This window comes from Cellulosimicrobium sp. NPDC055967, assembly GCF_042269845.1.
In the GTDB taxonomy this organism is placed as follows: Bacteria; Actinomycetota; Actinomycetes; order Actinomycetales; family Cellulomonadaceae; genus Cellulosimicrobium.
Genome location: NZ_JBHJYJ010000001.1, coordinates 1 through 24,456 on the forward strand (window position 1 = coordinate 1; position 24,456 = coordinate 24,456).

22 protein-coding genes are annotated in these 24,456 nt (G+C 76.1%); 4 read left to right on the forward strand and 18 right to left on the reverse strand.

Going from position 1 to position 24,456, the window contains the following annotated elements:
- Positions 1-43: 43 nt before the first annotated feature.
- From ACFC2L_RS00005 to ACFC2L_RS00030, 6 genes are all read right to left on the reverse strand, one after another.
- Positions 44-859, reverse strand: coding sequence for a sulfurtransferase (locus tag ACFC2L_RS00005; protein ID WP_375822734.1), 816 nt, complete (start codon positions 857-859; stop codon positions 44-46).
- A 92-nt stretch (positions 860-951) separates the two neighbouring features.
- Positions 952-1,503 carry a ribosomal protein S18-alanine N-acetyltransferase gene (gene rimI / locus ACFC2L_RS00010; RefSeq protein ID WP_375822236.1) on the reverse strand — a complete coding sequence of 184 codons (552 nt, stop codon included), beginning with the start codon at positions 1,501-1,503 and terminating at the stop codon, positions 952-954.
- Positions 1,500-2,237, reverse strand: a complete 738-nt coding sequence (gene tsaB, locus ACFC2L_RS00015) for a tRNA (adenosine(37)-N6)-threonylcarbamoyltransferase complex dimerization subunit type 1 TsaB (RefSeq protein WP_375822237.1) — start codon at positions 2,235-2,237, stop codon at positions 1,500-1,502. The genes rimI and tsaB overlap by 4 nt, the downstream gene beginning before the upstream one ends.
- 46 nt (positions 2,238-2,283) lie before the next feature.
- Entirely contained in the window at positions 2,284-2,865 is a 582-nt protein-coding gene (gene tsaE / locus ACFC2L_RS00020) for a tRNA (adenosine(37)-N6)-threonylcarbamoyltransferase complex ATPase subunit type 1 TsaE (protein WP_375822238.1), read from the reverse strand.
- Positions 2,862-4,184, reverse strand: a complete 1,323-nt coding sequence (gene alr / locus ACFC2L_RS00025; RefSeq protein WP_375822239.1) for an alanine racemase — start codon at positions 4,182-4,184, stop codon at positions 2,862-2,864. The genes tsaE and alr overlap by 4 nt, the downstream gene beginning before the upstream one ends.
- A gap of 14 nt (positions 4,185-4,198) precedes the next feature.
- On the reverse strand, positions 4,199-5,323 hold the full coding sequence (locus ACFC2L_RS00030; RefSeq protein WP_375822240.1) for a GlxA family transcriptional regulator: 1,125 nt from the start codon (positions 5,321-5,323) through the stop codon (positions 4,199-4,201).
- A 70-nt stretch (positions 5,324-5,393) separates the two neighbouring features.
- Here ACFC2L_RS00030 and ACFC2L_RS00035 point away from each other — a divergent pair, with 70 nt between their 5' ends.
- On the forward strand, positions 5,394-6,239 hold the full coding sequence (locus ACFC2L_RS00035; RefSeq protein ID WP_375822241.1) for an MBL fold metallo-hydrolase: 846 nt from the start codon (positions 5,394-5,396) through the stop codon (positions 6,237-6,239).
- A gap of 7 nt (positions 6,240-6,246) precedes the next feature.
- Here the strand turns inward: ACFC2L_RS00035 and ACFC2L_RS00040 are convergent, their stop codons facing one another.
- Positions 6,247-7,155 carry a pseudouridine synthase gene (locus tag ACFC2L_RS00040; protein ID WP_375822242.1) on the reverse strand — a complete coding sequence of 303 codons (909 nt, stop codon included), beginning with the start codon at positions 7,153-7,155 and terminating at the stop codon, positions 6,247-6,249.
- Between the two features lie 104 nt (positions 7,156-7,259).
- Positions 7,260-9,086, reverse strand: a complete 1,827-nt coding sequence (locus tag ACFC2L_RS00045) for a bifunctional ADP-dependent NAD(P)H-hydrate dehydratase/NAD(P)H-hydrate epimerase (protein WP_375822243.1) — start codon at positions 9,084-9,086, stop codon at positions 7,260-7,262.
- A 128-nt stretch (positions 9,087-9,214) separates the two neighbouring features.
- On the opposite strand from ACFC2L_RS00045, the gene ACFC2L_RS00050 reads away from it, so the two are divergent.
- Positions 9,215-10,264, forward strand: coding sequence for a TIGR03560 family F420-dependent LLM class oxidoreductase (locus tag ACFC2L_RS00050; protein WP_375822244.1), 1,050 nt, complete (start codon positions 9,215-9,217; stop codon positions 10,262-10,264).
- 84 nt (positions 10,265-10,348) lie between these two features.
- On the opposite strand, the gene ACFC2L_RS00055 is transcribed toward ACFC2L_RS00050, so the two are convergent.
- On the reverse strand, positions 10,349-10,699 hold the full coding sequence (locus tag ACFC2L_RS00055) for a holo-ACP synthase (protein WP_375822245.1): 351 nt from the start codon (positions 10,697-10,699) through the stop codon (positions 10,349-10,351).
- A gap of 129 nt (positions 10,700-10,828) precedes the next feature.
- Positions 10,829-12,706 (reverse strand): glutamine--fructose-6-phosphate transaminase (isomerizing), encoded by a 1,878-nt coding sequence (glmS, locus tag ACFC2L_RS00060; RefSeq protein WP_375822246.1) that lies wholly within the window; start codon positions 12,704-12,706, stop codon positions 10,829-10,831.
- A gap of 126 nt (positions 12,707-12,832) precedes the next feature.
- On the opposite strand from glmS, the gene ACFC2L_RS00065 reads away from it, so the two are divergent.
- Together ACFC2L_RS00065 and coaA are read left to right on the forward strand one after the other, a co-directional pair.
- Positions 12,833-13,726: a DUF72 domain-containing protein gene (locus tag ACFC2L_RS00065; RefSeq protein WP_375822247.1), complete on the forward strand. Its 894-nt coding sequence runs from the start codon at positions 12,833-12,835 to the stop codon at positions 13,724-13,726.
- A 138-nt stretch (positions 13,727-13,864) separates the two neighbouring features.
- A complete protein-coding gene (gene coaA, locus ACFC2L_RS00070; protein ID WP_375822248.1) occupies positions 13,865-14,854 on the forward strand; it encodes a type I pantothenate kinase in 990 nt (329 codons plus the stop codon).
- Positions 14,855-14,890: 36 nt separating this feature from the next.
- On the opposite strand, the gene ACFC2L_RS00075 is transcribed toward coaA, so the two are convergent.
- The 8 genes from ACFC2L_RS00075 to ACFC2L_RS00110 form a co-directional block, all read right to left on the reverse strand.
- Positions 14,891-15,613 (reverse strand): DedA family protein, encoded by a 723-nt coding sequence (locus ACFC2L_RS00075; protein WP_375822249.1) that lies wholly within the window; start codon positions 15,611-15,613, stop codon positions 14,891-14,893.
- A 258-nt stretch (positions 15,614-15,871) separates the two neighbouring features.
- Positions 15,872-18,430, reverse strand: a complete 2,559-nt coding sequence (gene hrpB, locus ACFC2L_RS00080; protein WP_375822250.1) for an ATP-dependent helicase HrpB — start codon at positions 18,428-18,430, stop codon at positions 15,872-15,874.
- A gap of 62 nt (positions 18,431-18,492) precedes the next feature.
- Positions 18,493-19,119 (reverse strand): peptide deformylase, encoded by a 627-nt coding sequence (locus ACFC2L_RS00085; protein ID WP_375822251.1) that lies wholly within the window; start codon positions 19,117-19,119, stop codon positions 18,493-18,495.
- Positions 19,116-20,477 carry a phosphoglucosamine mutase gene (gene glmM, locus ACFC2L_RS00090; RefSeq protein WP_375822252.1) on the reverse strand — a complete coding sequence of 454 codons (1,362 nt, stop codon included), beginning with the start codon at positions 20,475-20,477 and terminating at the stop codon, positions 19,116-19,118. Before glmM ends, ACFC2L_RS00085 begins: the two co-directional genes overlap by 4 nt.
- Positions 20,478-20,622: 145 nt before the next feature.
- Positions 20,623-21,111 (reverse strand): 30S ribosomal protein S9, encoded by a 489-nt coding sequence (gene rpsI / locus ACFC2L_RS00095; RefSeq protein WP_375822253.1) that lies wholly within the window; start codon positions 21,109-21,111, stop codon positions 20,623-20,625.
- A gap of 45 nt (positions 21,112-21,156) precedes the next feature.
- Positions 21,157-21,600: a 50S ribosomal protein L13 gene (gene rplM, locus ACFC2L_RS00100; protein WP_021479847.1), complete on the reverse strand. Its 444-nt coding sequence runs from the start codon at positions 21,598-21,600 to the stop codon at positions 21,157-21,159.
- Positions 21,601-21,770: 170 nt separating this feature from the next.
- Positions 21,771-22,715 carry a rhodanese-related sulfurtransferase gene (locus ACFC2L_RS00105; protein WP_375822254.1) on the reverse strand — a complete coding sequence of 315 codons (945 nt, stop codon included), beginning with the start codon at positions 22,713-22,715 and terminating at the stop codon, positions 21,771-21,773.
- Positions 22,716-22,757: 42 nt separating this feature from the next.
- Positions 22,758-24,452 (reverse strand): ABC-F family ATP-binding cassette domain-containing protein, encoded by a 1,695-nt coding sequence (locus tag ACFC2L_RS00110; RefSeq protein WP_375822255.1) that lies wholly within the window; start codon positions 24,450-24,452, stop codon positions 22,758-22,760.
- Positions 24,453-24,456: the final 4 nt, after the last annotated feature.

The following is a 24,456-nucleotide window of genomic DNA, read 5'->3' on the forward strand; positions in this document are numbered from 1 at the left end:
CCCCTCCACGGGGTGCCGCCTCGCGCGCGTCCGGGTCCTCGCGTCAGGGCGCGACGGGTCGCGCGGGGTCGTTCGACCACTGCGACCACGAGCCCGCGTACAGGGCCGCGTCGACGCCCAGGGTCGCGAGCGCGGCGACCTCGTGCGCGGCGGTCACGCCCGACCCGCAGTACACGCCCACGGCGGGCCGCGCCGCGCCCGGCTCCCGCTCCACGACGCCCAGCCCCGCGAACCGCGCGCGCAGCGCCGCGGCGTCCAGAAACGTCCCGTCCGCGGCGAGGTTGCCCGTCGTCGGCGCGCTCACCGCGCCCGGGACGTGGCCCGCCCGCGGGTCGACCGGCTCGACCTCGCCGCGGTAGCGCTCGCCCGCGCGCGCGTCGAGCAGGACGCCCGACGTCGCGAGGTCGGCCGCGCCGTCGGCGTCGAGCACGGGCAGCCCGCCCGGTATGACGGCGACGTCACCCGCCTCGGGCCGCACGTCGCCCTCGTCGAGCGCGTGCCCGGCCGCCTGCCAGGCGGCGAGCCCGCCGTCGAGGATCCGCACGTCGTCGTGCCCCGCCCAGCGCAGCAGCCACCAGGCGCGCGCGGCGGACGTGCCGCCCACGGCGTCGTAGACGACGACCGGTCGGTCCGCGCGCACGCCCCAGCGTCGCGCCGCGGCCTGGAGGTCGGCGGGGTCGGGCAGCGGGTGCCGGCCCGCTGCGGCCGAGGGCGGCGCGGCGAGCTCGGTCTCGAGGTCGACGTAGACCGCGCCCGGGACGTGCCCCGCGCGGTGCTGCTCGCGCCCGTCGGTGACGCCGAGCGCCCACCGCACGTCGAGCACGACGGGCGGGCGGTCGCCCGCGAGCGCCGCAGCCAGGGAGGGCGCGGTGACGAGGACACGGTCACGGCGCGCGGCGTCGGACCCGCGGTCGTCCGTGCCGAGGCCCGGGCCGCGCGGCGCGGACGCGGTCACGCGACGGCGCCCGTCTCGGACGCCGTCCCGTAGTCCGGCGCGTCCGGTCCGTCGGGCGTCGTGGTCGCGCCGAGCTCGAGCCGCATCGTGTAGGCGTCCACGTCCTCCGGCTGGTAGTAGCGCTTGCGGATGCCGAGCTGCTCGAACCCGTACTTCGCGTAGAGCGCGAGCGCCGGGTCGTTGTCGACCCGCACCTCGAGCAGCACCGCGCTCGCGCCCAGGTCGCGCGAGCGGTCGATCAGCGCCTCCAGGAGCGTCGAGCCGACGCCCTGGTGCTGGAACGCGGGGTCGACGCCGAGGGTCATGACCTGCGTGACGTCGCCGTCGAACCAGAGGCCCGCGTAGCCGACCACGGGCTGCGGGCCGGCGGCGTAGAGCCGCACGGGCTCCGCGGCGACGTACCAGCGTCCGAGGCCCGCGAGCTCGTCGGCGAGCATCCCGTACGTCCAGGCGCCGCGCCCGAACAGCTCGCGCTCGAGCTCGACGACACGGTCCAGGTCGGCCGCCCGGAGCGGTCGCAGGCGGATCTCGTAGCGGCGCGCGCTCATCGGGCCACCTCCGGCGCGGGGCTCGTCGCGGGCGCGCTGTCGCTCACGCGCTTGCGCGCCGCGGCCTCGTGGACGTCCGGGCGGCGCAGGTACAACGGCTCGGTCGGCTGGTCCGTCCCCGCGGCCCGGCGCGCGATCGCGAGCCGGGCAAGGACGGCGGCGTCGGGGACCTGCGGCGCGTCCTCGGCGGCGTCGAGAGCGTCCGGGTAGAGCTCGCCGCCCTCCCCCACGACGACGGCGCCCGCGGCGTGCTCGGCGACCGCGGTCGCCGGACCGACGTCGGGCCCCGCAACCGTCTCCAGCACCGGCACGGCGTGCGGGCCCTCGTGCGCGACGACGCGGTAGCGCGCCCAGTACACCTCGCGGCGGCGCGCGTCGGTCGCGACGAGCAGCTCGTCGTCGGGCTCGAGGCCGAGGTCGCTCACCGCCTGGGCGGCGATCGCGTCGAGGCTCGGGACGCCGAGCACGGGGACGCCGAGCGCGAAGCCCAGCGTCCGGGCCGTGACGAGCCCGACCCGCAGGCCCGTGAACGGCGCGGGGCCCGTGCCGACGGCGACGGCCGTGAGGTCGCCGCGATCGACCCCGGCCTCGGCGAGCACCTCCTCCACGAGCGGGGCGAGCGCCTCGGCGTGCCGGCGCCGCTCGGGCGCGTCGCGGCGGGCGAGACGAGCCCCGTCGTCGGAGACGACGGCGACGGTGACGGAGGCGGAGGTGTCGAGCGCGAGAACAGCCACGGCCCCAGCCTACGGCCGAGACCGCGACGTCCTCCTCGCGAGCGGGCTAGCGGGTCAGCGCCGCGACGTCGAGGTCCGCCCAGCGCGCGCCGACGCCGCGCACCGTCACCCGGCGCGCGCCCGCCTCGGGCGCGTCCTCGTCGTCGGCCGCACCGCCGGGCACGACCTCGGTCGCGTCGCCGCGCGGGCGCTCGAGCACGAGCTCGAGCCGGTCGCCCGCGAGCGCCTCGACGAGCCCGCTGCCCCACTCCACGACGGTCACCGACTCCTCCAGGCTCGAGTCGAGGTCGAGCGCGTCGACCTCGTCGAGCGAGCCGAGGCGGTACGCGTCCACGTGCACGAGCGCGGGGCCGCCCACGAGCGACGGGTGCTCGCGCGCGACGATGAACGTCGGCGACGCGACCTGCCCGCGCACGCCGAGCCCGGCGCCGATGCCCTGCGTGAGCGTCGTCTTCCCCGCGCCGAGGTCGCCCGTGAGGATCACGAGGTCGCCCGCGCGCAGCACGCCCGCGAGGGCACGGCCGAACGCGCGCGTGGCGTCGGCGTCGGGCAGGACGACGACGCCGTGCGCGTCGGCCACGTCGGCGGGGGGCCCGGCAGGCTCCGTGGGGGTCGGGTCGTCGCTCATGCGCGGACCGTCCTTTCCGTGCTGGGGTGCTGTTCGTGCGCGAGCAGCGCCCGCGCGCCGTCGTCGAGCACGTGGGTCCCCACGTGCTCGCGCGGCACGCGCACGCCGAGGCGCGTCGTGATCTCGTAGCTGATGGTCCCGGCGGCCCGCGCCCAGTCCTCGGCGGTGGGGACGCCGTCGTGCTCGACGCCGTCGCCCGCGCCGAACAGCGTGACGACGTCGCCCGCGCGCTCGGTCGCGTCCGGGCCGAGGTCGAGCACGAGCTGGTCCATGCACACGCGGCCCGCGACGCGCAGGACCCGGCCGCCGTCGCCGGGACGCCCGCCGACCAGGACCGGTCCGCCGGGCGCCCCCGCGGGACCGCCGCCCGAGGCGTGCCGCGGGATCCCGTCCCCGTAGCCGAGGGGGACGACGCCGAGCGTCGTGTCCTGCGGGGTCGTGTAGTGGTGCGAGTAGGAGACGCCGTGCCCGCCCGGCACGCGCTTGACCGTCGCGAGCCGAGCCTCGAGCGTCATCGCGGGTCGGAGCCCGTACCGCGACGGCGGCCCGAGCTGCGGCACCGGCGTCATGCCCCACACCGCGAGGCCGGGGCGGACGAGGTCGTAGTGGGTGCGCGGCGCGGTCAGCGTCGCGGCGGAGTTCGCGAGGTGGCGCAGCTCGGGCGCGACGCCCGCGCGCTCCGCGAGCCGGACCGCCTCGTCGAGCACGTCGGCCTGCGCGACGACGCTCGGGTGCCCGGGCTCGTCGGCGAACGCGAGGTGCGACCAGAGCCCGACGACCCGCACCGCGCCCTCGGCCTGGGCGCGCGCGACGGCGTCGAGCACGTCGGGCAGGTCGGCGGGCATGATCCCGTTGCGCCCCAGGCCGGTGTCGACCGCGAGGTGCACGCGCGCGGTCCGGCCGGCGGCACGCGCCGCGGCGACGACCTCGTCGACAGCCCAGCGCGCGGCGAGCGACACGTCGACGTCCGCGTCCACGAGCGCGCGCAGCGGAGCTCCCGGCGGGTAGAGCCACGTGAGGACGCGCGCACGGTCCAGCCCGATCCCGGCGGCGCGCAGCGCGAGCGCCTCGCTCGGCTGCGCGGTCCCGAGCCACGTCGCGCCGCCCGCGAGCGCCCCGAGCGCGCTCGCCACGAGGCCGTGCCCGTACGCGTCGGCCTTCACGACGGCCATCACCTGGGCCGACGGCGCGAGCGCGGCGAGGGAGCGGACGTTGTCCCGGACCGCGGCCAGGTCGACGACGGCGCGGGCGGGGTAGGCGGGTGCTGCGGGGGCACCGGCGGGTGCGCCGGTCGGGGTCGTGCGCTGGGTGTCGCTCACGGTGGACGATTCTCTCACCGTCGTCGCCCGGCGAGCGGGCGCGCCGGGTCGCGGTCGTCCGGGCGGCCCGCCGGGGTGCCGCCGAACTCGACCCGGTACCGCGACGGGCTGGTCCCCAGCCGCGCCCGGAAGTGGTGGCGCAGCGACTCCGCCGAGCCGAGGCCCGCGGCGTCCGCGACCCGGTCCACGGCGAGGTCGGTCGTCTCGAGGAGCTCGCGCGCCCGGTCGACGCGCTGGTCCAGCAGCCACCGCACCGGGCTGAGGCCCGTGCGCGCGGCGAACCGGCGGGTGAACGTGCGCCGCGACGTCCCCGCCGCGCGCGCCCACGCGTCCAGCGAGATCGGCTCGTCGAGGTGCGCCCGCGCCCAGACCATCGCGAGCTCGACGGGGTCGGCCGTGTCCTGCGGCGGCACGGGCGCGGGGACGAACTGCGCCTGCCCGCCCGTGCGGTGTGGCGCGAGCACGAGCGCCCGGGCGACGTGCGCCGCGACCCGCGCGCCGTGGTCCTGCCGGACGAGGTGCAGGCAGCAGTCGAGCGCCGCGGCGGTCCCGGCCGACGTGACGACGTCCCCGTGGTCGACCCACAGGACGTCGCTGCGGACCGTCACGGCGGGGTGGTCCCGGCCGAGCCGCTCGGCCGCGCGCCAGTGCGTCACGACCTCCCGCCCGTCCGCCACGCCGCTCGCCGCGACGAGGAACGCGCCCAGGCACAGCCCGACGACGCGGGCGCCGCGGGCGTGCGCGGCCCGCACCGCGGCCAGGAGCGCGGGCGGCGGTTCGACGTCGGGGTGCCAGCTCGGCAGCACGACGGTCGCCGCGCCCTCGATCGCCTCCAGCCCGTGGTCGACGTGGAGCGCGAAGCCGGCCGACGTCGCGAGCCGCCCGGGCGTCGGCGCGCAGACCACGACGTCGTACGCGGGCCCCGCGCCCCCGGCGAGCGCGTCCGAGCCCAGGACGAGGCTCGGGACGGCGAGGTGGAACGGGCTGATGCCGTCGAACGCCACGACGGCGACGCGCTCGGGGTGCCGGGCGGGCTCGCGCGCGCGCTCGTGGGCCGGCACCCGGGCGGACTCCCGCGCGCGCTCGTGGGCCGGCACCCGGGCGGACTCCGCGACGTCGGCGGCGGCCAGGAGGGTCATGGCCTGATCCTACCGATCATCGACCTGCGGGCCACTGTCGGGTCGACGTCCCGCACGGGAGGCTCGACCCATGACCACCGCACCGCACCCCGTCCCCCGGCCCGACGAGACCGCGCGCGCGATGCCTGACGACGGCGGGCTCACCCTGCTCCACGTCGGCGGGCCGGCGCTCCTGCTCCGCCTCGGCGGGCTGACGATCGTCTCCGACCCCGGGTTCGACGCGCCCCGCGACTACCCGCGCCCCGGCGGCGGCACGAGCACGCGCCTGCACGGCCCGGCCGCGTCGCCCGACGCGCTCGGCCCGCTCGACGTCGCGCTCGTCTCCCACGACCAGCACGTCGACAACCTCGACCTCAGCGGCCGGGCGCTCCTGCCGGACGTCCCGCACGTCCTCACGACCCCCGCGGGCGCCGCGCGGCTCGCGCCCGAGGTCCCGGGCGTCGTCGGGCTCGCCCCGTGGGAGTCGGCCGTGCTGCCCCGGCCCGACGGCGGCGCGCTGCGCGTGACCGGCGTCCCCGCGCGCCACGGGCCGGAGGGCGCCGAGCGCGTGCTCGGCGACGTCACCGGGTTCGTGCTCGACGGCGACGGGCTCCCGCGCGTCTACCTGTCCGGCGACAACGCCGCCCCGGGGCTCGTCGCGGAGGTCCCCGACCGGGTCGGGCCCGTCGACGTCGCGATCGTCCACGCGGGCGCGGCGCGCGTCCCCGCGATCCTCGACGGCGCGGCGCTCACGCTCGACGGCGCGGGCGTGGCCGAGGTCGCGCGGCTCCTGCGGGCGCGCGTCGTCGTCCCGGTGCACGCCGAGGGGTGGGCGCACTTCAGCGAGTCGGTCGCCGACGTCGAGCGGGCGTTCGCGGCCGCCGGGCTGACCGACGTCCTGCGCGTCCCCCCGCCGGGCGTCGCGCTCCGGCCGTGACGACCTCTCACCAGGCGTCGAGCGCCCGGTCGGTCTCGAAGCGCCGCGGCTGCCCGGTGAGCGGGTCGGCGAAGGCGAGCGAGCGCGACACGAGCTGGAGCGGGCGCGCGTAGTCGTCCGGCGCGACGTCGTACGGCTCGGGGTAGAAGTTGTCGTGCACGATCGGCACCCCGAGCCGGGCCATGTGCAGCCGGAGCTGGTGCGTCTTGCCGCTGTGCGGCTCCAGCCGGTAGCGCGCGAGACCGCGGGCCGGGTCGGTCTCGATCACGTCGACGCGGCTCTCCGCGTTGGGCTCGCCGGCGACCTCCTCGGCGCGCATGACGCCGCGGCGCTTGACGATGCGGCTGCGCACGGTCGCGGGCAGGTCCAGCGCCGGGTCCCACGGGGCGACCGCCTCGTACGTCTTGCGCACCTCGCGTCGCGCGAAGAGCTCCTGGTACGCGCCGCGCACCTGCGGGCGCAGCGTGAGCAGCAGGACTCCCGCCGTCACGCGGTCGAGCCGGTGCGCGGGGCTGAGGTCGGGGAGGTCGAGGTCGCGCCGCAGCCGCACGAGCACCGACCGCGCCACGTACGCCCCGCGCGGGATCGTCGCGAGGAAGTGCGGCTTGTCCACGACCAGCAGGTCCCGGTCGCGGTGCAGCACCCGGACCTCGAACGGCACCTCGGGCTCGACCGGCGGGTCCCGGTAGAGGAACACGAAGCCGCGCGGCTCGTACGGCGTGGTCGCGTCGACCGGCCGGCCGCGCCCGTCGACGACCTCGCCCGCCGCGACCTTCTCGGCCAGGCGTGCGGCGTCGTCCGGGAACCGGTGGCGCACGTAGTCGAGCGTGCGCGTGTACCGCGCGACGCTCTCGGCGTCGTGCGGCAGCACGAGGCGCGTCGGGTTGAGGCCGTCGCGCACGGGGAGGGGGACCACGCCCTCCACGGTACCGGCGCGTCCTGCCCGGGCCTGTCAGCACCCCACGGGTCCCAGGGCCCGCGGGGCGCTGACGGGTCGAGGCCTCGCGAGCACCGCGCCGCTCAGCGCGCGGCGAGCAGCCCCGCGACGACGGCGGGGACCGCGTCGGCGACGTCGAGCGCCGCGACCGGGCCGCCCGGGTTCGCGCGCTCCGCCGCGAGGCCGTGCACGACGGCGGACGCGGCCGCGAGCTCCGCCGCCAGCCCCGGCACCCGGACGACCCGCGCGGCGTGCGCCGCGAGCACCGTGCCGAGGATCCCGGCGAGGACGTCCCCTGCGCCGGCGGTCGCGAGCCACGCGGGCGCGTCCGCCTGCGACCACGCACCCTCCGGCCCGACGACGACGGTTGCCGAGCCCTTGAGCAGCACCGTCGCCCCCGTGGCTGCGTGCGCGCGCCGTGCCCACCGCAGCGGCTCGGCCTCGACGTCGGCGCGCGTCACGTCGTCACCGCGCGACCGCAGCAGCGTCGCGAGCTCCCCCGCGTGGGGGGTGAGGACGACCGACGGCGGGCAGCGGTCGGGCAGCAGCGACAGCGCCCCGGCGTCGACGACCACGGGCACGCGCTCCCCCGCGGCGTCGGCGGCGTCGGCGTCCGCGGCGGCGGTGCTCGTCGCGGCGGCGAGCGCGTCCCGCACCCGCTCGTGCTGCCCGCCGTCGTCCACCGGGTCGTCGTCCGGGCCGGGGGCCGCCGGGACGCCCGGGCCCAGCACCCAGGACTGGACGCGGCCCGGGGCGGGCACCACCTCGGGGCGGGCCGCGAGGACGGCGCGCGTGGCGTCGTCGGGCCCGCGGTAGCGCACCATGCCCGGACCGGTGCGGACGGCCGCGCTCGTGACGAGCACCGCGGCGCCCGGGAACGTCGGCGTGCCGGCGACGACGCCGACGACGCCGCGCGTGTACTTGTGGTCGGTCGCGTCGGGCACGGCCCAGAGGGCGGCGACGTCCGCCGGTTCCAGCCGGCGCACGACCGGCGTCGCGGTCCCGCGGTCCGGGGCGTGGGCCCCCTCCCGAGCAGACGAGCCGTCCGGAGCGGGCGAGGCGTCCGGAGCGGACGCGTCCGGGGTCCGCGTGCCCAGGCGCAGCCCGATGTCGACGACCGCGCCGTGACCCGCGAGGTGCGTCGCGGGCGGCAGGAGCAGCCCCGGCTTGGCGGCGCCGAACGTCACCGTGCGGTCGGCGCGCAGCACGGGACCCGGCACCGTCCCGTCGTCGACGCCGATGCCGCTCGGCGCGTCCACCGCGACGACCCAGGGACGGCCTCCCGACCCGTCGCGGGCGCCACCACCCGCCCCGGGCGCGTCGTCCCCGTCGAGCACCCCACCGGGTACCCCGCCGGGCGCCCGTCCGTCGAGCACCGCGGAGACGTGCCGCACGAGGTCCGCCGCGACGCCGCGCAACGGTCCCCGGGCGCCGATGCCGACGAGGCCGTCCAGCACGACGTCGGCCCGCAGGACCTGCGCGGCGACGCGGTCGGCGACGTGCGGGTCCAGGTGGTCGTGCGGGCGGTCCGCGCGCGTCGGGTCGTCGGGGCTGCCGACGAGCACCTCGACGGACCCGCCCGCGTCCCGCAGCGCCGCGAGCCCGCCCGCGTGCGCGTGCTCGCCGGTGAGGACCGCGAGCACCTCGACGCCCCGGCGCGCGAGGTACGCACCCGCGTGGAGGGTGTCCCCGCCGTTGTTGCCCGACCCCACGAGCAGGACCGCCCGGGCGCCGGTGACGCGCCCGTCCCGACGGCCGCCGTCGGGCAGCGCGACCGACCGCCGTCGGGCGAGGTCGCGCGCGACGATCGTCGCGAGCGCGAAGGAGGCGCGCTCCATGAGCGGGACGCCCGCGGCGAGCAGCGGCTCCTCGGCGGCGCGCACGGCGGCGGCGGACCAGGCTTCGATCATGACCTCATCCTGCCCACCGTGCGCCCTCGTCGCCTGCGCGGCGGCGCCTGCGGAGCGGCGCGACCGAGCGGTGGGACGACGCTCGGGGGCGCGCTGCGGGCCGCACGGACCCGCATAGGGTGACGACCATGCGATTCGGACTCTTCATCCCCCAGGGCTGGCGCTACGACCTCGTCGACGTCGCACCCGAGGACCACTGGAAGACGATGCTCTCCCTCCTGCACTACGCCGACAACGCCGCCGCGGGCGAGCCCCTGCCGGGCGGCGAGTTCGCGTGGGACGGCGTGTGGGTCTACGACCACTTCCACACCACGCCGACCCCGAGCACCGAGGCGACGCACGAGGCGTGGACGCTCATGGCCGCGTTCGCGGCGGCGTCGCAGCGCGTGCGCCTCGGCCAGATGTGCACGTGCATGGCCTACCGCAACCCGACGTACCTGGCCAAGGTCGCCGCGACCGTCGACCACGTCTCCGGCGGGCGGCTCGAGATGGGCATCGGCGCGGGCTGGTACGAGCACGAGTGGCGTGCGTATGGGTACGGGTTCCCGAGCGCGGGCGAGCGTCTGCGCGCGCTCGACGAGGGCGTCCAGATCATGGCGAGCATGTGGCGCACGGGATCGTCGGGCACGTTCGAGGGCCAGCGCTACCAGGTGGACGGCGCGCTCTGCTACCCGCAGCCCCTGCAGCGGGTCGTCGTGGACGGCGAGGGCGCGAAGCCGAGCATCCCGCTGTGGATCGCGGGCGGCGGCGAGAAGAAGACGCTGCGGATCGCCGCGCAGCACGCTCAGTACACCAACTTCGACGGCTCGCCCGAGGGGTTCGCGCACAAGTCGGCGGTGCTCGAGCAGCACTGCCGCGACCTCGGCCGTGACTTCGGCGAGATCACCCGGTCGGCCAACTACAACGTGGTCATCGGCGAGACCGAGCAGGACGTCGCCGACCGGCTGGACCGGATCGAGGAGCACGCGCGCCGGTACTTCCCCGAGAAGGCGGACGACAACGTCGCGTCGTGGCGGAACGGCCCCCTGGTCGGCACGCCGGAGCAGATCGTCGAGACCCTCACAGGCCTGCGCGGCCAGGGTCTCGGCTACGCGATCGGCTACTTCCCGTTCGCCGCGACCGACCGCGACCAGCTCGAGCTCTTCCAGCGCCAGGTCGTCCCGGCCCTCCAGTCCTGACCGCCATACCTTGTGGGCATGAAAAGGGCCTGGTTCTCGGCCGAGAACCAGGCCCTTTTCATGCCCACAACACGTGGCGGTCGGTCAGCCCTCCGCGACGACCATGGCCGAGGCGATGCCGGCGTCGTGGGAGATGCTCAGGTGCCACGACGTGATGCCGAGCGCGGCCGCGCGCGCCGCGACCGTGCCGGTGATCTCGACCTGTGGCGGACCTCCGACGACGCGGTGCACCGTCGCGTCGTGCCAGCGCATGCCCGCCGGGGCGCCCAGCGCCTTGGCGATGGCCTCCTTCGCGGCGAACCGCGCGGCGAGCGACGCGGGCGGCAGGTCGCGCTCGGCGGCCGTGAAGAGCTTCTCCCGGAGCCGGGGCGTGCGCTCCAGGGTCTCCATGAACCGCGCGACATCCACGACGTCGATCCCCACGCCCTTGATCATGCGCCCACCCTACGGCGGAGGCCGTCCCGCCCAGGTCCCGACCAGGCGATCCCGCCACCACGAGCAGGTGGTCCTGGCTCGTCCGGGAGACCGGACGAACCAGGACCACCTGCTCGGCGCGGGGGCGGGCTACTCCACCGTGACCGACTTCGCCAGGTTGCGCGGCTGGTCGACGTCGAGGCCCTTGGCCGTCGCGAGCGCCATCGCGAAGATCTGCAGCGGCACGACGGCCAGCAGCGGCGAGAGCAGCGTGGGCGACTCGGGGACCCAGAAGATCTCGTCCGCGTAGGGGCGCACGGCGTCGTCCCCGTCCTCGGCGATGACGAGCGTGCGGGCACCGCGCGCCCGGATCTCCTGGATGTTCGAGATGACCTTGGAGTGCAGGCCCTCGCGGCCCTTCGGCGACGGCACGACGACGAACACCGGCTGCCCCTCGTCGATGAGCGCGATCGGGCCGTGCTTGAGCTCGCCCGCGGCGAAGCCCTCCGCGTGGATGTACGCGAGCTCCTTGAGCTTCAGCGCGCCCTCGAGCGCGACCGGGAACCCGACGTGGCGACCGAGGAAGAGGACGGACGTCGCGTCCTTCATGGACCGCGCGGTCGCGCGCACGTACTCGCCGCGCTCGATGACGGTCTGGATCTTGCGCGGCATGTCGCGCAGGTCCTCGAGGATCGCCGAGATCTCGTCCGGGAACTTGTTCCCGCGCAGCTGCGCGAGGTAGAGGCCCAGGAGGTACGCGGCGGTGATCTGCGACAGGAACGCCTTGGTCGAGGCGACCGCGATCTCCGGCCCGGCGTGCGTGTAGAGCACGGCGTCGGACTCGCGCGGGATGGTCGACCCGTGCGTGTTGACGATCGAGATGACCTTGGCGCCCTGCTCGCGCGCGTGGCGCACGGCCATGAGCGTGTCCATCGTCTCGCCGGACTGCGTCACCGCCACGACGAGCGTCTTCTCGTCGACGATCGGGTCGCGGTAGCGGAACTCGTGCGCGAGCTCGACCTCCACCGGGATGCGGCACCAGTGCTCGATCGCGTACTTCGCGACGTGGCCCGAGTAGGCCGCCGTGCCGCACGCGACGACGATGATCTTGTCGACCGAGCGCAGCACGGCCTCGTCGATGCGCAGGTCGTCGAGCACGAGCTTGCCCGACGGGTCCGTGCGGCCGAGGAGCGTGTCGGCGACGGCGTGCGGCTGGTCGTGGATCTCCTTGTCCATGAAGGACGAGAACCCGCCCTTCTCCGCGGCGGCCGCGTCCCAGTCGACCGTGTACCGCTTGGCCTCGGCCGGGTTCCCGTCGAAGTCGGTCACCTCGACCGACGTCGGCGTGATCGTGACGATCTGGTCCTGCCCGAGCTCGAGCGCCTCCTTGGTGTGGGAGATGAACGCCGCGACGTCGGAGCCGAGGAAGTTCTCGCCCTCGCCGATCCCGACGACGAGCGGGGAGTCGTGCCGCGCGCCCACCACCGTGTCGGGCGAGTCGGCGTGCACGGCCAGGAGGGTGAACGTGCCCTCGAGGCGCCGAGCCACCTGCCCCATCGCGAGCGTGAGGTCCTGGGTCTCGCGGTAGGCGCGCGCGAGCAGCTGCGCCGCGACCTCGGTGTCCGTCTCGGACCGGAACTGCACGCCCTCGGCGAGCAGCTCGGACTTGAGGGTGGCGAAGTTCTCGACGATCCCGTTGTGGATGACCGCGAGGCGGTCGTCGTCCGCGAGGTGCGGGTGGGCGTTGGTGTCCGTCGGGCCGCCGTGCGTCGCCCAGCGCGTGTGGCCGATCGACGCGGTCGCCGCCGGGAGCGGGTGCAGGTCGATCTCCTCGACGAGGTTCGCGAGCTTGCCCGACTTCTTGGCGAACGCGACGGCGTCGATCCCGGGCGCGACGAGCGCGACCCCGGCCGAGTCGTAGCCGCGGTACTCGAGCCTGCCGAGTCCTTCGAGAGCGACGTCGAGGGGTCGCCCCGAGGCCTCTCCGACCATGGTTCCAGGGCCTACGTAGCCCACGATTCCGCACATGGTGATCGAGTCTATCCACGGACGCGGACCCCTCCGCGGGCGCACGATCCCGCGGTTTTTCGTCAGGCCCGCTGCCAAAAGCGCCCCGGCGCGCGTGCGGCGCGACGTCCGGCGAGGCTGGGTCTCGTGCCCACCGTGCGGATCGGTCTCTCGGGATGGCGCTACGCCGACTGGCGCGGCCCGTTCTACCCGCCCGGCCTCCCCCAGCGCCGCGAGCTCGAGCACGTCGCGTCCGTGTTCCCGGCGGTCGAGCTCAACGGGTCCTTCTACTCGCTGCAGCGTCCGTCGTCGTTCGTCGCGTGGCGCGAGCAGACGCCGGAGGGGTTCACCTTCGCGGTCAAGGGGCCGCGGTTCGTCACCCACATGAAGCGGCTGCGGGACGTGCGCACGCCCCTCGCCAACTTCTTCGCGAGCGGCGTGCTCGCGCTCGGCGACCGGCTCGGGCCCGTGCTGTGGCAGCTCCCGGCACGCGCGACCTTCGACGCCGGGCTGCTCGACGAGTTCCTCGCCCTCCTGCCCCGGACGACGGCCGAGGCCGCCCGGCTCGCCGGCGACCACGACGACCGCCTGCGCGCACCCGCCTGGACCGAGGTCGACGCCGACCGTCCGCTGGTCCACGCGCTCGAGCCACGGCACGCGTCGTTCGCGAGCGCCGCGGCGCTCGACGTGCTCCGACGGCACGAGGTGGCCTTCGCGATCTCGGACGGCGCGGGCCACTGGCCGCTCGTGGAGGCGGTCACGAGCCGCCTCGTGTACGTGCGGCTGCACGGCGACACCGCGCTGTACACGAGCGGCTACCGCCCGCGCGTCCTGGACGCGTGGGCCGCCCGCGTCCGGGCCTGGTGCGAGGCCGGTCACGACGTCGAGGTCTACCTCGACAACGACGTCCACGCGCACGCCCCGGCCGACGCGCTCTCGCTGATGTCCCGGCTGCCGGACCTCGCCCTCCCCGGGCCGGGTCCGACGCCGGAGCCCGCGCGCGGCAGGCGGCCCGCACGACCCCGCGACGCCGCGCCCTGATCCCGGGCCCGCGGCGGGGTGCGCGGCCGGTGCGGGCGGGGAGCGACCCGGTCGGAACGTGACCGGACCGGGGCGCACGACGGCCCCGGCCGCGGGGCGGTGCACCGGCACCCGCACGCATCCGGCAGAATCAGTCGGGTGCCCTCCCCCGTCGACGACCCGTCCGACCTCCTGCCGGCCCACCTCGCGGCACCGTCGTCCTCCCCGTACGTCGACCTCGACCGGGCGGTGTGGAGCCGCCTGTCGGAGTCGACGCCGCTCCCCCTCACCGACGACGACGTCACCCGGCTGCGCGGGCTCGGCGACCCCATCGACCTCGCGGAGGTCGACGCCGTCTACCGCCCGCTGTCGCGCCTGCTCAACCTCTACGTGACCGCGACGTCGGGGCTGCACGAGGCGACGTCGACGTTCCTCCGCGAGGAGACCGGGAACACGCCGTACGTCATCGGCGTCGCCGGGTCGGTGGCGGTGGGCAAGTCCACGACCGCGCGCGTCCTGCGCGAGATGCTGGCCCGCTGGCCCGAGACGCCGCGCGTGGAGCTGATCACGACCGACGGCTTCCTGTACCCCAACGCGGAGCTGGCCCGCCGCGGCCTCATGGAGCGCAAGGGGTTCCCCGAGTCGTACGACCGGCGCGCGCTCATCCGCTTCCTGTCCAAGGTCAAGGCGGGCCACGCCGAGGTCAAGGCGCCCGTCTACGACCACCTCACGTACGACATCGTCCCCGGCGCGGAGGCGGTCGTGCGCAAGCCCGACGTGCTGGTCGTCGAGGGGCTGAACGTGCTCCAGCCGGCCCGGCCGAGCGCGCACGACGAGTCCACGGTCGCGGTCTCGGACTTCTTCGACTTCTCGATCTACGTCGACGCGCGCACGCGCAACATCCGGCAGTGGTACGTGGACCGGTTCCTCGCCCTGCGTCGCACCGCCTTCGCCCGGCCCGAGTCGTACTTCCGCCGCTACGCCGACCTCACGGACGAGCAGGCGGTCGAGAAGGCGAAGTCCATCTGGGACGCGATCAACGCCCCGAACCTCGAGCAGAACATCCTGCCGACGCGCGGCCGCGCGACGCTCGTGCTCACCAAGGGCTCCGACCACTCGGTCCAGCGGGTCCGGCTGCGCAAGCTCTGACGCGTCGGGGCGGGAGGAGCCCTGCGCCCCGCGTCCTCAGGAGGCGCGCGGTGCCGCGTCGGGCCGGTTCTCCGGGGTGCTCGGCTCGTCCGCGGTCTCCTGCTCCGGGGACGTCGTGCTCTCGGTCTGCGGCAGCTCGCCCTTGTGGCGCGCGCGCATCATGAGCACGCGGTCGATGACGAAGCCCGTCGCGATCCCCAGGACGACGCCCACGACCATCGCGAGCAGCGGCTCGTGGCCCAGCCACTGCGCCGCGACGAGCCCGATGAGGACCGAGTACACCGCCCAGGTGACGGCCGCGATCCCGGAGAACGCCATGAAGCGGCGGCGCGGGTAGCCCACGGCGCCGGCCGTCATGTTCACCGCGACGCGGCCGACGGGGATGTAGCGCGCGGCGAGGATGAACGACGCCCCACGGTGCGCGAGGGCCCGCTCCGCCCAGGCCACGGCCTTGCGGCCCCGGGGCGAGCGCAGGAACCGGACGCGGTCGGTGCCGATGGCGCGGCCGATCGAGAACGCGATCTGGTCGCCCGTCCACGCGCCGGCCGCGGCGACCAGGAGCACGAGGAGCAGGTTCGGCTCGCCGGTCGCGTGCGCGGACACGGCGAGGGTGATGACGACGGACTCGCTCGGGATGGGCGGGAAGAACCCGTCGATCGTCGCGAAGCCGAACAGCGCGGGATAGATCCACGCGGACGCCGCGAGGGCGAGAATCCAGGTCTCCAGATTCTCCAGGAAGGTCGACACGGCGTCGGGCAACGGCGTCCTCGTTCGTCGGCTGGCGGGGAGGCCAGGCGGGCGGCGGCGGCAGGTCGGGCGTCCTGCGCCACGACAAGCCTACGGAGCGCGACGACGTCGACCATCAGGGAAACCCCCGGTTCGCCCCTGAGGATTCCCGCCCGGCAGCGCCGCGCCCGGTGACGAGTCTTCCGCCCCGCGGCGCGCGGCGTCGTCATCCCGACGAACGACTTCCCGCGGCGAGAGCGTACGTCGTGAGGACCAGGGCCCTCCACCTGGTCAGGCGTCGCGTCGACGCGGGCGCGGCGTGCCCCGCAGCGGCCGGGCGGACCCCGGGTCCTCCGGCCACGCGTGCTTGGGGTAGCGGCCCCGCAGCTCGGCGCGCACCTGCGGGTAGCCCTGCACCCAGAACGAGGCCAGGTCCGCCGTGACCGCGGCCGGACGACCCGCCGGGGACAGCAGGTGCAGCAGGACGGGCACGCGCCCGTCCGCGACGCGCGGCGTGCTCGCCCAGCCGAACGTCTCCTGCAGCCGGACCGCGAGCACGGGCTGGTCCTGGCCGTAGCCCACCGCCACGCGCGACCCGCTCGGGACCTCGAGCCGCTCGGGCGCGAGCGCGTCGAGGCGGGCCGCCTCCGGCCACGGCAGGAGGCGGCGCAGCGCACCCGCGAGGTCTGCGCCCTGCCCCGTGCCCCGCCCGCGGGCGACCGCCGGAAGGTCGGGACCCAACCAGGCTTCGAGGGTGTCCAGGAGCGCGTCGTCACCGACGTCGGGCCACGGGTCGCCCAGGACCCGGTGCAGGAACCGCAGACGGTCCCGGAGCCGGAGCGCGCCGTCGGACCACGGGAGGCCGTCCAGACCGTCGCGGCGCAGCCCGTCGCGCACGGTCGCCGCGAGCAGGTCCGCCGGCGGGTCCCGCCACGGCTCGCGCGCGAGCTCGATCGCGCCGAGCGAGGTGACCCGGGCGGCGCGTACGCGCCCGCCCGCCCATTCGGCGACGCCGGTCGTCCGCAGCGCGGGCGCCGCCGCCGCCCGCGCCGTCGCCTCGTCGACGGGCGCGGCGGACCGCACGACGGCGTCCGCCCGGCCCGGCGCGCGCTCCACGTCGGCGACCGCGAGCCACGGCACACCCTGCAGCGGCGAGCCCGCGGGCAGGCGCGCGCCCGCCCCGGACACCAGGAGGTAGGTCTCGCCGCCGGGTCGCAGGCGGGCGAGCCGGTCCGGGTGGGCGAGCGCGACGACGTGCCCGACGTCGGCGTCGTCGGTCCGCCCGCGCCGTGCGGCCGGACCCGCTCCCCGGGGCGAGCCGTCCTCGGTCGCGGCGGCGCGCGCGACCCGCGCGAGCCGGTCGCGCTGCGCGGCCCAGGCTCCGGTGCCCGGACCTCCGCGGCGCAGCGCGCGCAGCGCCGCCGGGAGGTCGGCCCCGGGCACGCGCACGTCCTCGGAGAGCAGCGCCACGACCTCCGCGGCGAGCTCCGCCCCCACCTCGGGGGCGGCGTCGAGCAGCGCCCGGGCGCGGCGCGGGTCCGCGGGGACGGCGGCGATGCGGCGTCCGAGCGGCGTCACCCCGTCCGGCCCGACGGCACCCAGGCCGTGCAGCACGTCGCGCGCGGCGGCCCAGGCGGCTGGGGGCGGCGGGTCCAGCAGCGCGAGCCCTGCACCGTCGGGGCTGCCCCAGCACGCGAGCTCGAGCGCGAACCCGGTGAGGTCCGCCGTGCGGATCTCCGGCTCCGGGTGCCGCGCGAGGCGCGCGTGGTCGCCCTCCGACCAGCAGCGGTACACCGCTCCCGGACCCTCGCGCCCGGCCCGTCCCGCGCGCTGCTCGGCACCCGCCCGGCTGACCGCGACCGTCACGAGGCCGGGCAGCCCCCGGCGGACGTCCGTCCGGGGCTCGCGCGCGAGCCCGGCGTCCACGACGACCCGGACGCCCGGGACCGTGAGCGACGACTCGGCGACCGCCGTCGAGACCACGACCCGGCGCCGCGGCCCGGGCTCGAGCGCCCGGTCCTGCTCGCGCGCGGGCAGGCGGCCGTGCAGCGGACGCACGTCGACGTCCGGCAGCCCGCGCGCCAGGGCTCCCGACACGGTGTCCACCTCGCGCGCGCCGGGGACGAACACGAGCACGTCGCCCGTGCGCTCGCGCAGCGCGCGGTGCGTGGTGGCGACCACGTGGTCGAGCAGCGCGGGCGACGTGCCGCGGGCGTCGGTGCGCGGACCGCGCGCGGGGCACCAGACGACGTCGACGGGGTGGAGGCCGCCCTGGACCTGCACCACGGGGACGGGTCGCGCTCCCCCGCCGAGCGCCTCTGCCGTCCGCCCGGCCTCGACGGTCGCGGACATCGCGACGAGCGCGAGGTCGTCGCGCAGGTTCTCGCGCACGTCCGCCAGCAGGGCGAGCGCGAGGTCGTCGTCCAGGTGCCGCTCGTGCACCTCGTCGAGCACGACCCCCGCCACGCCCGGCAGCTCCGGGTCGCGCTGGAGCCGGCGGACGAGCGTGCCCGTGGTGACGACCTCGACCCGGGTGCGTCGCGACGTCCGCGACTCGCCCCGCACGGTGTAGCCCACGGTGCCACCGAGCTCCTCGCCGAGCAGGGTCGCGAGCCGCCGCGCCGCCGCCCGGGCCGCGAGCCGCCGGGGCTGCGTCACGACGACGCGGCCGCCGGGGGCGTCCTCCAGGGCGACGGCCAGGGCCGGCGGCACGAGGGTCGTCTTGCCCGTGCCGGGAGGCGCCTGCACGACGACGGCACCCGCGGCGTGCACCGCGGCGACCACCTCGCTCAGGTGTCGGCCCACCGGCAGGTCGGGCGGAGCGGCGAGGAGTCGGGCGAGCGGGTCCACCCCGGTAGTCTCGCGCGCCGACCCGCCCGCATCGAACCGCGGACGGTGGTCCGGGCCCCGCCTCAGCCCGGGCTGCCCGGGAGCCGCGCGACCGCGAGCGTGGACGCCAGGGTGCGCAGGTCCGCGGCGTCGACGTAGAGCTCGCCGCGCAGGTGGTCGGTCTCGTGCTGGACGATCCGTGCCGCCCACCCGGTGAGGACGTCGTCGAACGGCTCGCCCGCCTCGTCCTGCCCGGTGAGGCGCACCGAGCGGGCGCGCGTGCGCTCGGCCTGCCAGCCGTGCACCGAGAGGCAGCCCTCGAAGAACGTCCTCGTCTCGTCGCCGACTGCCTCGTACCGCGGGTTGACCAGCACCCGGAAGGCGAGCGGGGGACGCTCACGCTCGTCATCCGCGTCGGGGGTGCCGGGGTCCTCCACGACGGCGATCGCGAGGCCGATCCCGACCTGCGGCGCCGCGAGCCCCACCCCGGGCGCCGCGTGCATCGTCGCGCGCATCGCGTCGAGGAACCGCGGCAGCACGTCGCCGAGCTGCCCGGCGTACGGCACGGCCGGCGTGCGCAGCACGGGCTGGCCCGCCTGGACGATCGGCAGCACGCCGTCGTCGTACGCGTCGAGGAGCGCGACCACGTGCTCGCGCAGCGCCTCGTCGACCCCCTGCCGCACGCCCGTCGTCCGTCCCGTGGCGCTCACAGCGCGAGCCGGTCCCGCACGACGCCTCCGAGCCGCGCGGCGACCGCGTCGGCCTGCTGCTGCGTCGCCGCCTCGACCATGACGCGCACGAGCGGCTCGGTGCCCGACGGACGCAGCAGCACGCGGCCGGTCTCGCCGAGGGTCCGCTCCGCGTCCGCGACGGCGGCCTGGAGCTCCTCGTCGCTCGACGCCCGCGCCTTGTCCACGCCGGGGACGTTGAGGAGGGTCTGCGGGAGGCGCTGCACGACGCTCGCCAGGTCGGCGAGCTTCTGCCCCGTGGCCCGCACGCGCGCGGCGAGCTGCAGGGCCGTGAGCACGCCGTCGCCCGTGGTGGCGTAGCGCGACAGCACGATGTGGCCCGACTGCTCGCCCCCGAGGCCGTACCCGTGCGCCCGCATCTCCTCGAGGACGTACCGGTCGCCGACCGCGGTCTGGACCGTGGTGATCCCCGCGTCGCGCATCGCGAGCAGGAGGCCCAGGTTGCTCATCACCGTCACGACGAGCGTGTCGTGCGGGAGCGCGCCCTCGTCCTTGAGCGCGAGCGCGAGCACGCCCATGATCTGGTCGCCGTCGACGACGGTGCCCCCGTGGTCGACGGCGATGCAGCGGTCCGCGTCGCCGTCGAACGCGACGCCGAAGTCCGCCTCGGACGCCACGACGACGGCCTGGAGCTGCTCCGGGTGGTTCGAGCCGCACGCGGCGTTGATGTTGCGGCCGTCCGGGCTCGCGTTGATGACCACGACGTCGGCGCCCGCCGCGCGCAACGCCGCGGGGCCGACGTCGCTCGCCGCGCCGTTCGCGCAGTCGACCGCGATGCGCAGGCCCGCGAGCGGCTTGTGGTCCTCGTCCGCCCCGATGCTCGCCATGAGGTGCTCGACGTACGCGCCGCCGGCGCGCCCCGAGTCCGGGGAGATCCGGCCGACCGCGCCGTGCGTCGGGCGCTGCCACTCCTGCCCGAGCAGGCTCTCGATCCGGTCCTCGACCGCGTCGTCGAGCTTGACGCCGCCGCGCGCGAGGAACTTGATCCCGTTGTCCTGCATCGGGTTGTGGGAGGCCGAGATCACGACGCCGAAGTCGACGTCCATGGTGCTCGTCAGGTACGCGACGGCCGGCGTCGGCAGCACGCCCACGTCCTTCACGTCGACGCCCGCGCTCGCCAGCCCCGCGATGAGCGCCGCGCCCAGGAACTCGCCGGAGACCCGCGTGTCGCGCCCCACGACCGCGCGCGGCCGGTGGCCCTCCTCCTGCCCGCTGCCGAGCACGCGCGCCGCGGCGACGCCGAGGTCGAGGGCGAGCTCGCCCGTCACGTTGCCGTTCGCCAGCCCGCGCACCCCGTCGGTGCCGAAAAGCCGTCCCATGGAAAGTCCTTCCTCGACCGGCCGTACGTCGACCGTACGACCGCCTGCCCTGCCCCGCGCTCGGCGGGCTTGGTCACCGTCCCTCACAAACGACGTCGGCCCCGGTGGACGAGGTCCACCGGGGCCGACGAGCGCACAGCGCGGATCAGCGCTTGGAGTACTGCGGTGCCTTACGGGCCTTCTTGAGACCGGCCTTCTTGCGCTCGACGACGCGGGCGTCGCGAGTGAGGAAGCCGGCCTTCTTCAGCGCGGGGCGGTTGTGCTCGGCGTCGATCGCGTTGAGCGCACGCGCGATGCCGAGGCGCAGCGCACCGGCCTGGCCGGAGGTGCCGCCGCCGCTGATGCGGGCGACGACGTCGAAGCGACCCTCGACGTCGACCAGCTTCAGCGGGGAGTTCACGAGCTGCTGGTGAACCTTGTTCGGGAAGTAGTCCTCGAGCGTGCGCCCGTTGATCTTCCACTGCCCGGTGCCGGGGACGAGGCGCACGCGCGCCACGGCCTCCTTGCGGCGGCCCAGGGCCTGGCCGGGGGCGGTGATGCTCTGGCCGCGGCCCGTGGGGGCGGCGGACTCAGAGGTGTAGGTGCTGGGCGTCTCGTCGCCCAGGGTGTCGGTGTCGACGGTGGTCTCGGCCACGGGTGGTGTCCTCGCGTCTCTCTGTGCGCTACGCCTGGGCGGCGATTACTGCGCGACCTGGGTGATCTCGAACGGCTTCGGCTGCTGCGCGGCGTGCGGGTGCTCGGCACCCGCGTAGACCTTGAGCTTGCCGAACTGGGCGCGACCGAGGGTGGTCTTGGGGAGCATGCCGCGCACGGCCTTCTCCACCGCACGCTCGGGGTGCTTGTCGAGCAGGTCGCCATAGGCGACGGCACGCAGACCACCCGGGTAGCCGGAGTGGTTGTAGGCCATCTTCTGCTCGCGCTTGTTGCCGCTCAGGGCGACCTTGCCGGCGTTGATGACGATGACGAAGTCACCGCCGTCGACGTGCGGAGCGAAGGTCGGCTTGTGCTTGCCGCGCAGCAGGGTGGCCACGTGGGTGGCCAGGCGGCCCAGGACGACGTCGGTCGCGTCGATGACGTACCAGTCGCGCTGGACGTCGCCGGGCTTCGGGGTGTACGTACGCACGGTCGTAGCCTTCGTTTCTGTCTCAGAATGTCTTCTTCGGCCGCTGAAGCGTGCGACCGAGAGGGCAGGTCGTTGCGCGGCGGGCTCGGTCGACACCCGCTCCTTGGCCGGCAGCGAGTGGGCGCGCTAGCGACACGGGTGTCGTGAGATGAGCACAACGACTCACCAGACTACCCGCGGGGCAGGCCGCCGGTCAAAGCGGCCGGACGGGACTCGGGGCTGGATGCCGGGCGCTCCGCCACGCACGTCGCGCAGCGGGTCGAGCGGGCCACGTGCACGCAGTCCGGGCAGTACAGGCGCAGCGTCCGGCAGCTCGCGTCGGCGCAGTTCTCGTACTTCGCCGTCGCCGCGCCGCACCCCGTGCACGCGCCCAGCGGGGTCGACCCCGGGCCGAGCTCGACGTGCATGCGCTCGTCGAACACGTACAGCGAGCCCTCCCACAGCCCCTGGGCGCCGTACGCCTCGCCGTACCGCACGACGCCGCCGTCGAGCTGGTACACCTCCTCGAAGCCGCGGGCGGTCAGGAGCGCGGAGAGCACCTCGCACCGCACGCCCCCGGTGCAGTACGTGACGACCGGCCGCTGCTTGAGGTCGTCGTAGCGGCCCGAGTCGATCTCGGCGACAAAGTCGCGCGTCGTGGCGACGTCCGGCACGACCGCCCCACGGAACCGCCCGATCTCCGCCTCGAACGCGTTCCGGCCGTCGAACATCACGACGTCGTCGCCCCGCTCGGCCACGAGGTCGTGCAGGGCCTGCGGGCTCAGCCGGGCCCCGCCCCCCACGACGCCGCGCTCGTCGACCACGATCTCGTCGGGGACGCCGAACGCCACGAGCTCGGGACGCACCTTCACGGACAGGCGCGGGAAGTCCCGGCCCGTGCCGTCGGACCACTTGACGTCGACGTCCGCGAAGCCGGGGTACTGGCGGGTCGACTTCAGGTACTGCTTGAGGTCCTCGACCGTCCCGCCCAGCGTCGCGTTGATCCCGTGCTCGGCGACGATCACGCGTCCCGTGAGGTTCCAGCGCTCCCCCAGCGCCCGCTGCCAGAGCTGCACCGCGCGGGGGTCGGCCAGCGGCGTGAAGGCGTAGAAGAGCACGATCTTGTGGACGGCCATGCCCACCAGGATAGGGAGGCGGACGCCGCCCCCCGCACGCGGCTACCGCGCCCGCTGCACGCGCTCGACGTCCCAGACAGGCTCCGGCGCCTCGACGACCTCCCCGTCCCCGCGGAACACGAGGAAGCGGTCGAACCCGCGCGCGAACCAGCGGTCGTGCGTCACCGCGAGCACGGTGCCCTGGAAGGCCGCGAGGCCGGCCTCGAGCGCCTCCGCCGAGTGCAGGTCGAGGTTGTCGGTCGGCTCGTCGAGGAGCAGGAGCGTCGCGCCGTCGAGCTCGAGCAGGAGGATCTGGAACCGCGCCTGCTGCCCCCCGGACAGGGTCTCGAAGCGCTGCTCCGCCTGGCCGACCAGCTCGTAGCGGTCGAGCGCGCGGCTCGCGCCCTCGCGGCCCATCCCGGCGCGGTGACCGTCGCCCCGGTGCAGGATCTCGAGGAGCGTGCGCCCGCGCAGCTCGGGGTGGTCGTGGTTCTGCGCGAACCAGCCGGGCCGCACGCGCGAGCCGAGCACCGCGCGACCCGTGTGGGCCACGGGGTCGGGCCGGACGCCGTCGGACGTCGCGGGGTCGGGGACCACCCCGGGCTCGGGGTCGGTCCCGCCGGCGGCGAGGAGCCGCAGGAAGTGCGACTTGCCCGACCCGTTCGAGCCCAGCACCGCGACGCGCTCCCCGAAGAACACATCGAGGTCGAACGGCCGCATGAGCCCCGTGAGCTCGAGCGCGTGGCACGTCACGGCACGCTTCGCCGTGCGCCCGCCCGCGAGCCGCACGGTGACGCGCTGCTCGCGCGCGAGCACCTCCGGGGGGCCCGCCTCCTCGAACTTGCGCAGGCGCGTCTTCGCCGCCTGGTACCGGCTCGCGAGCCCGTCGTTGTAGGCGGCCTTGGTCTTGAGCGTCTGCACGAGCTCGCGCAGCTTGGCGTGCTCCTCGTCCCACCGCCGCGCGAGCTCCGCCAGGCGCTCGCGCCGGTCGGCGCGCGCCTGCGCGTAGGTCGCGAACCCGCCGCCGTGCACCCAGATCGTCCCGCCGCCCGGCGTCGGCTCGAGGGTCGCGACCTGCGTCGCCGTGCGGGACAGCAGCTCGCGGTCGTGCGAGACGTAGAGGACCGTCTTGGGCGACGCGACGAGCCGCTCCTCGAGCCACCGCTTGGTCGGGACGTCGAGGTGGTTGTCCGGCTCGTCGAGCAGCAGGACCTCCTCCGGGCCGCGCAGCAGCGCCGTGAGCGCGAGGCGCTTCTGCTCGCCCCCGGACAGCGTGCGCACGTCGCGCCACTGCGCCTTCTCGAACGGGACGGACAGGACCTCGTCGGTGACCTCGTCCCACGCCGCCTCGGCGTCGTAGCCCCCGACGTCGGCCCAGTCGACGAGGGCCTGCGCGTACCGGAGCTGGGCGGGCTCGTCGTCGACGGTCATGATGCCGTGCTCCGCCGCGGCGAGCTCGAGCGCCGCCTCCTTGACCGCGGCCGGTGCGAGCTCGACGAGCAGGTCGCGGACCGTGCGGTCGTCGTCGATGCGCCCCACGTCCTGCCGCATCACGCCGAGGCCGCCGCTGCGCACGACCGCCCCGCCGTGCGGCGCGACGTCACCCGTGACGATGCGCAGCAGCGTCGACTTGCCGACGCCGTTCGGCCCCACGAGGGCGACCCGCGCGCCGTCCGCGACGCGCAGGCTCACGCCGTCGAGGAGCGTGCGCCCGTCGGGCAGGTGATACGTGACGTCGCTGAGGTCGAGGTGTCCCACCGGC

Coding starts and splice junctions, on each gene's coding strand:
- rimI (WP_375822236.1), bottom strand. CDS start 1,503: ATGAGCGCGCGCCGCTACGAGATCCGCCTGCGACCGCTCCGGGCGGCC.
- tsaE (WP_375822238.1), bottom strand. CDS start 2,865: ATGAGCGACGACCCGACCCCCACGGAGCCTGCCGGGCCCCCCGCCGAC.
- ACFC2L_RS00030 (WP_375822240.1), bottom strand. CDS start 5,323: ATGACCCTCCTGGCCGCCGCCGACGTCGCGGAGTCCGCCCGGGTGCCG.
- ACFC2L_RS00035 (WP_375822241.1), top strand. CDS start 5,394: ATGACCACCGCACCGCACCCCGTCCCCCGGCCCGACGAGACCGCGCGC.
- ACFC2L_RS00045 (WP_375822243.1), bottom strand. CDS start 9,086: ATGATCGAAGCCTGGTCCGCCGCCGCCGTGCGCGCCGCCGAGGAGCCG.
- ACFC2L_RS00050 (WP_375822244.1), top strand. CDS start 9,215: ATGCGATTCGGACTCTTCATCCCCCAGGGCTGGCGCTACGACCTCGTC.
- ACFC2L_RS00055 (WP_375822245.1), bottom strand. CDS start 10,699: ATGATCAAGGGCGTGGGGATCGACGTCGTGGATGTCGCGCGGTTCATG.
- glmS (WP_375822246.1), bottom strand. CDS start 12,706: ATGTGCGGAATCGTGGGCTACGTAGGCCCTGGAACCATGGTCGGAGAG.
- glmM (WP_375822252.1), bottom strand. CDS start 20,477: ATGGGACGGCTTTTCGGCACCGACGGGGTGCGCGGGCTGGCGAACGGC.
- ACFC2L_RS00105 (WP_375822254.1), bottom strand. CDS start 22,715: ATGGCCGTCCACAAGATCGTGCTCTTCTACGCCTTCACGCCGCTGGCC.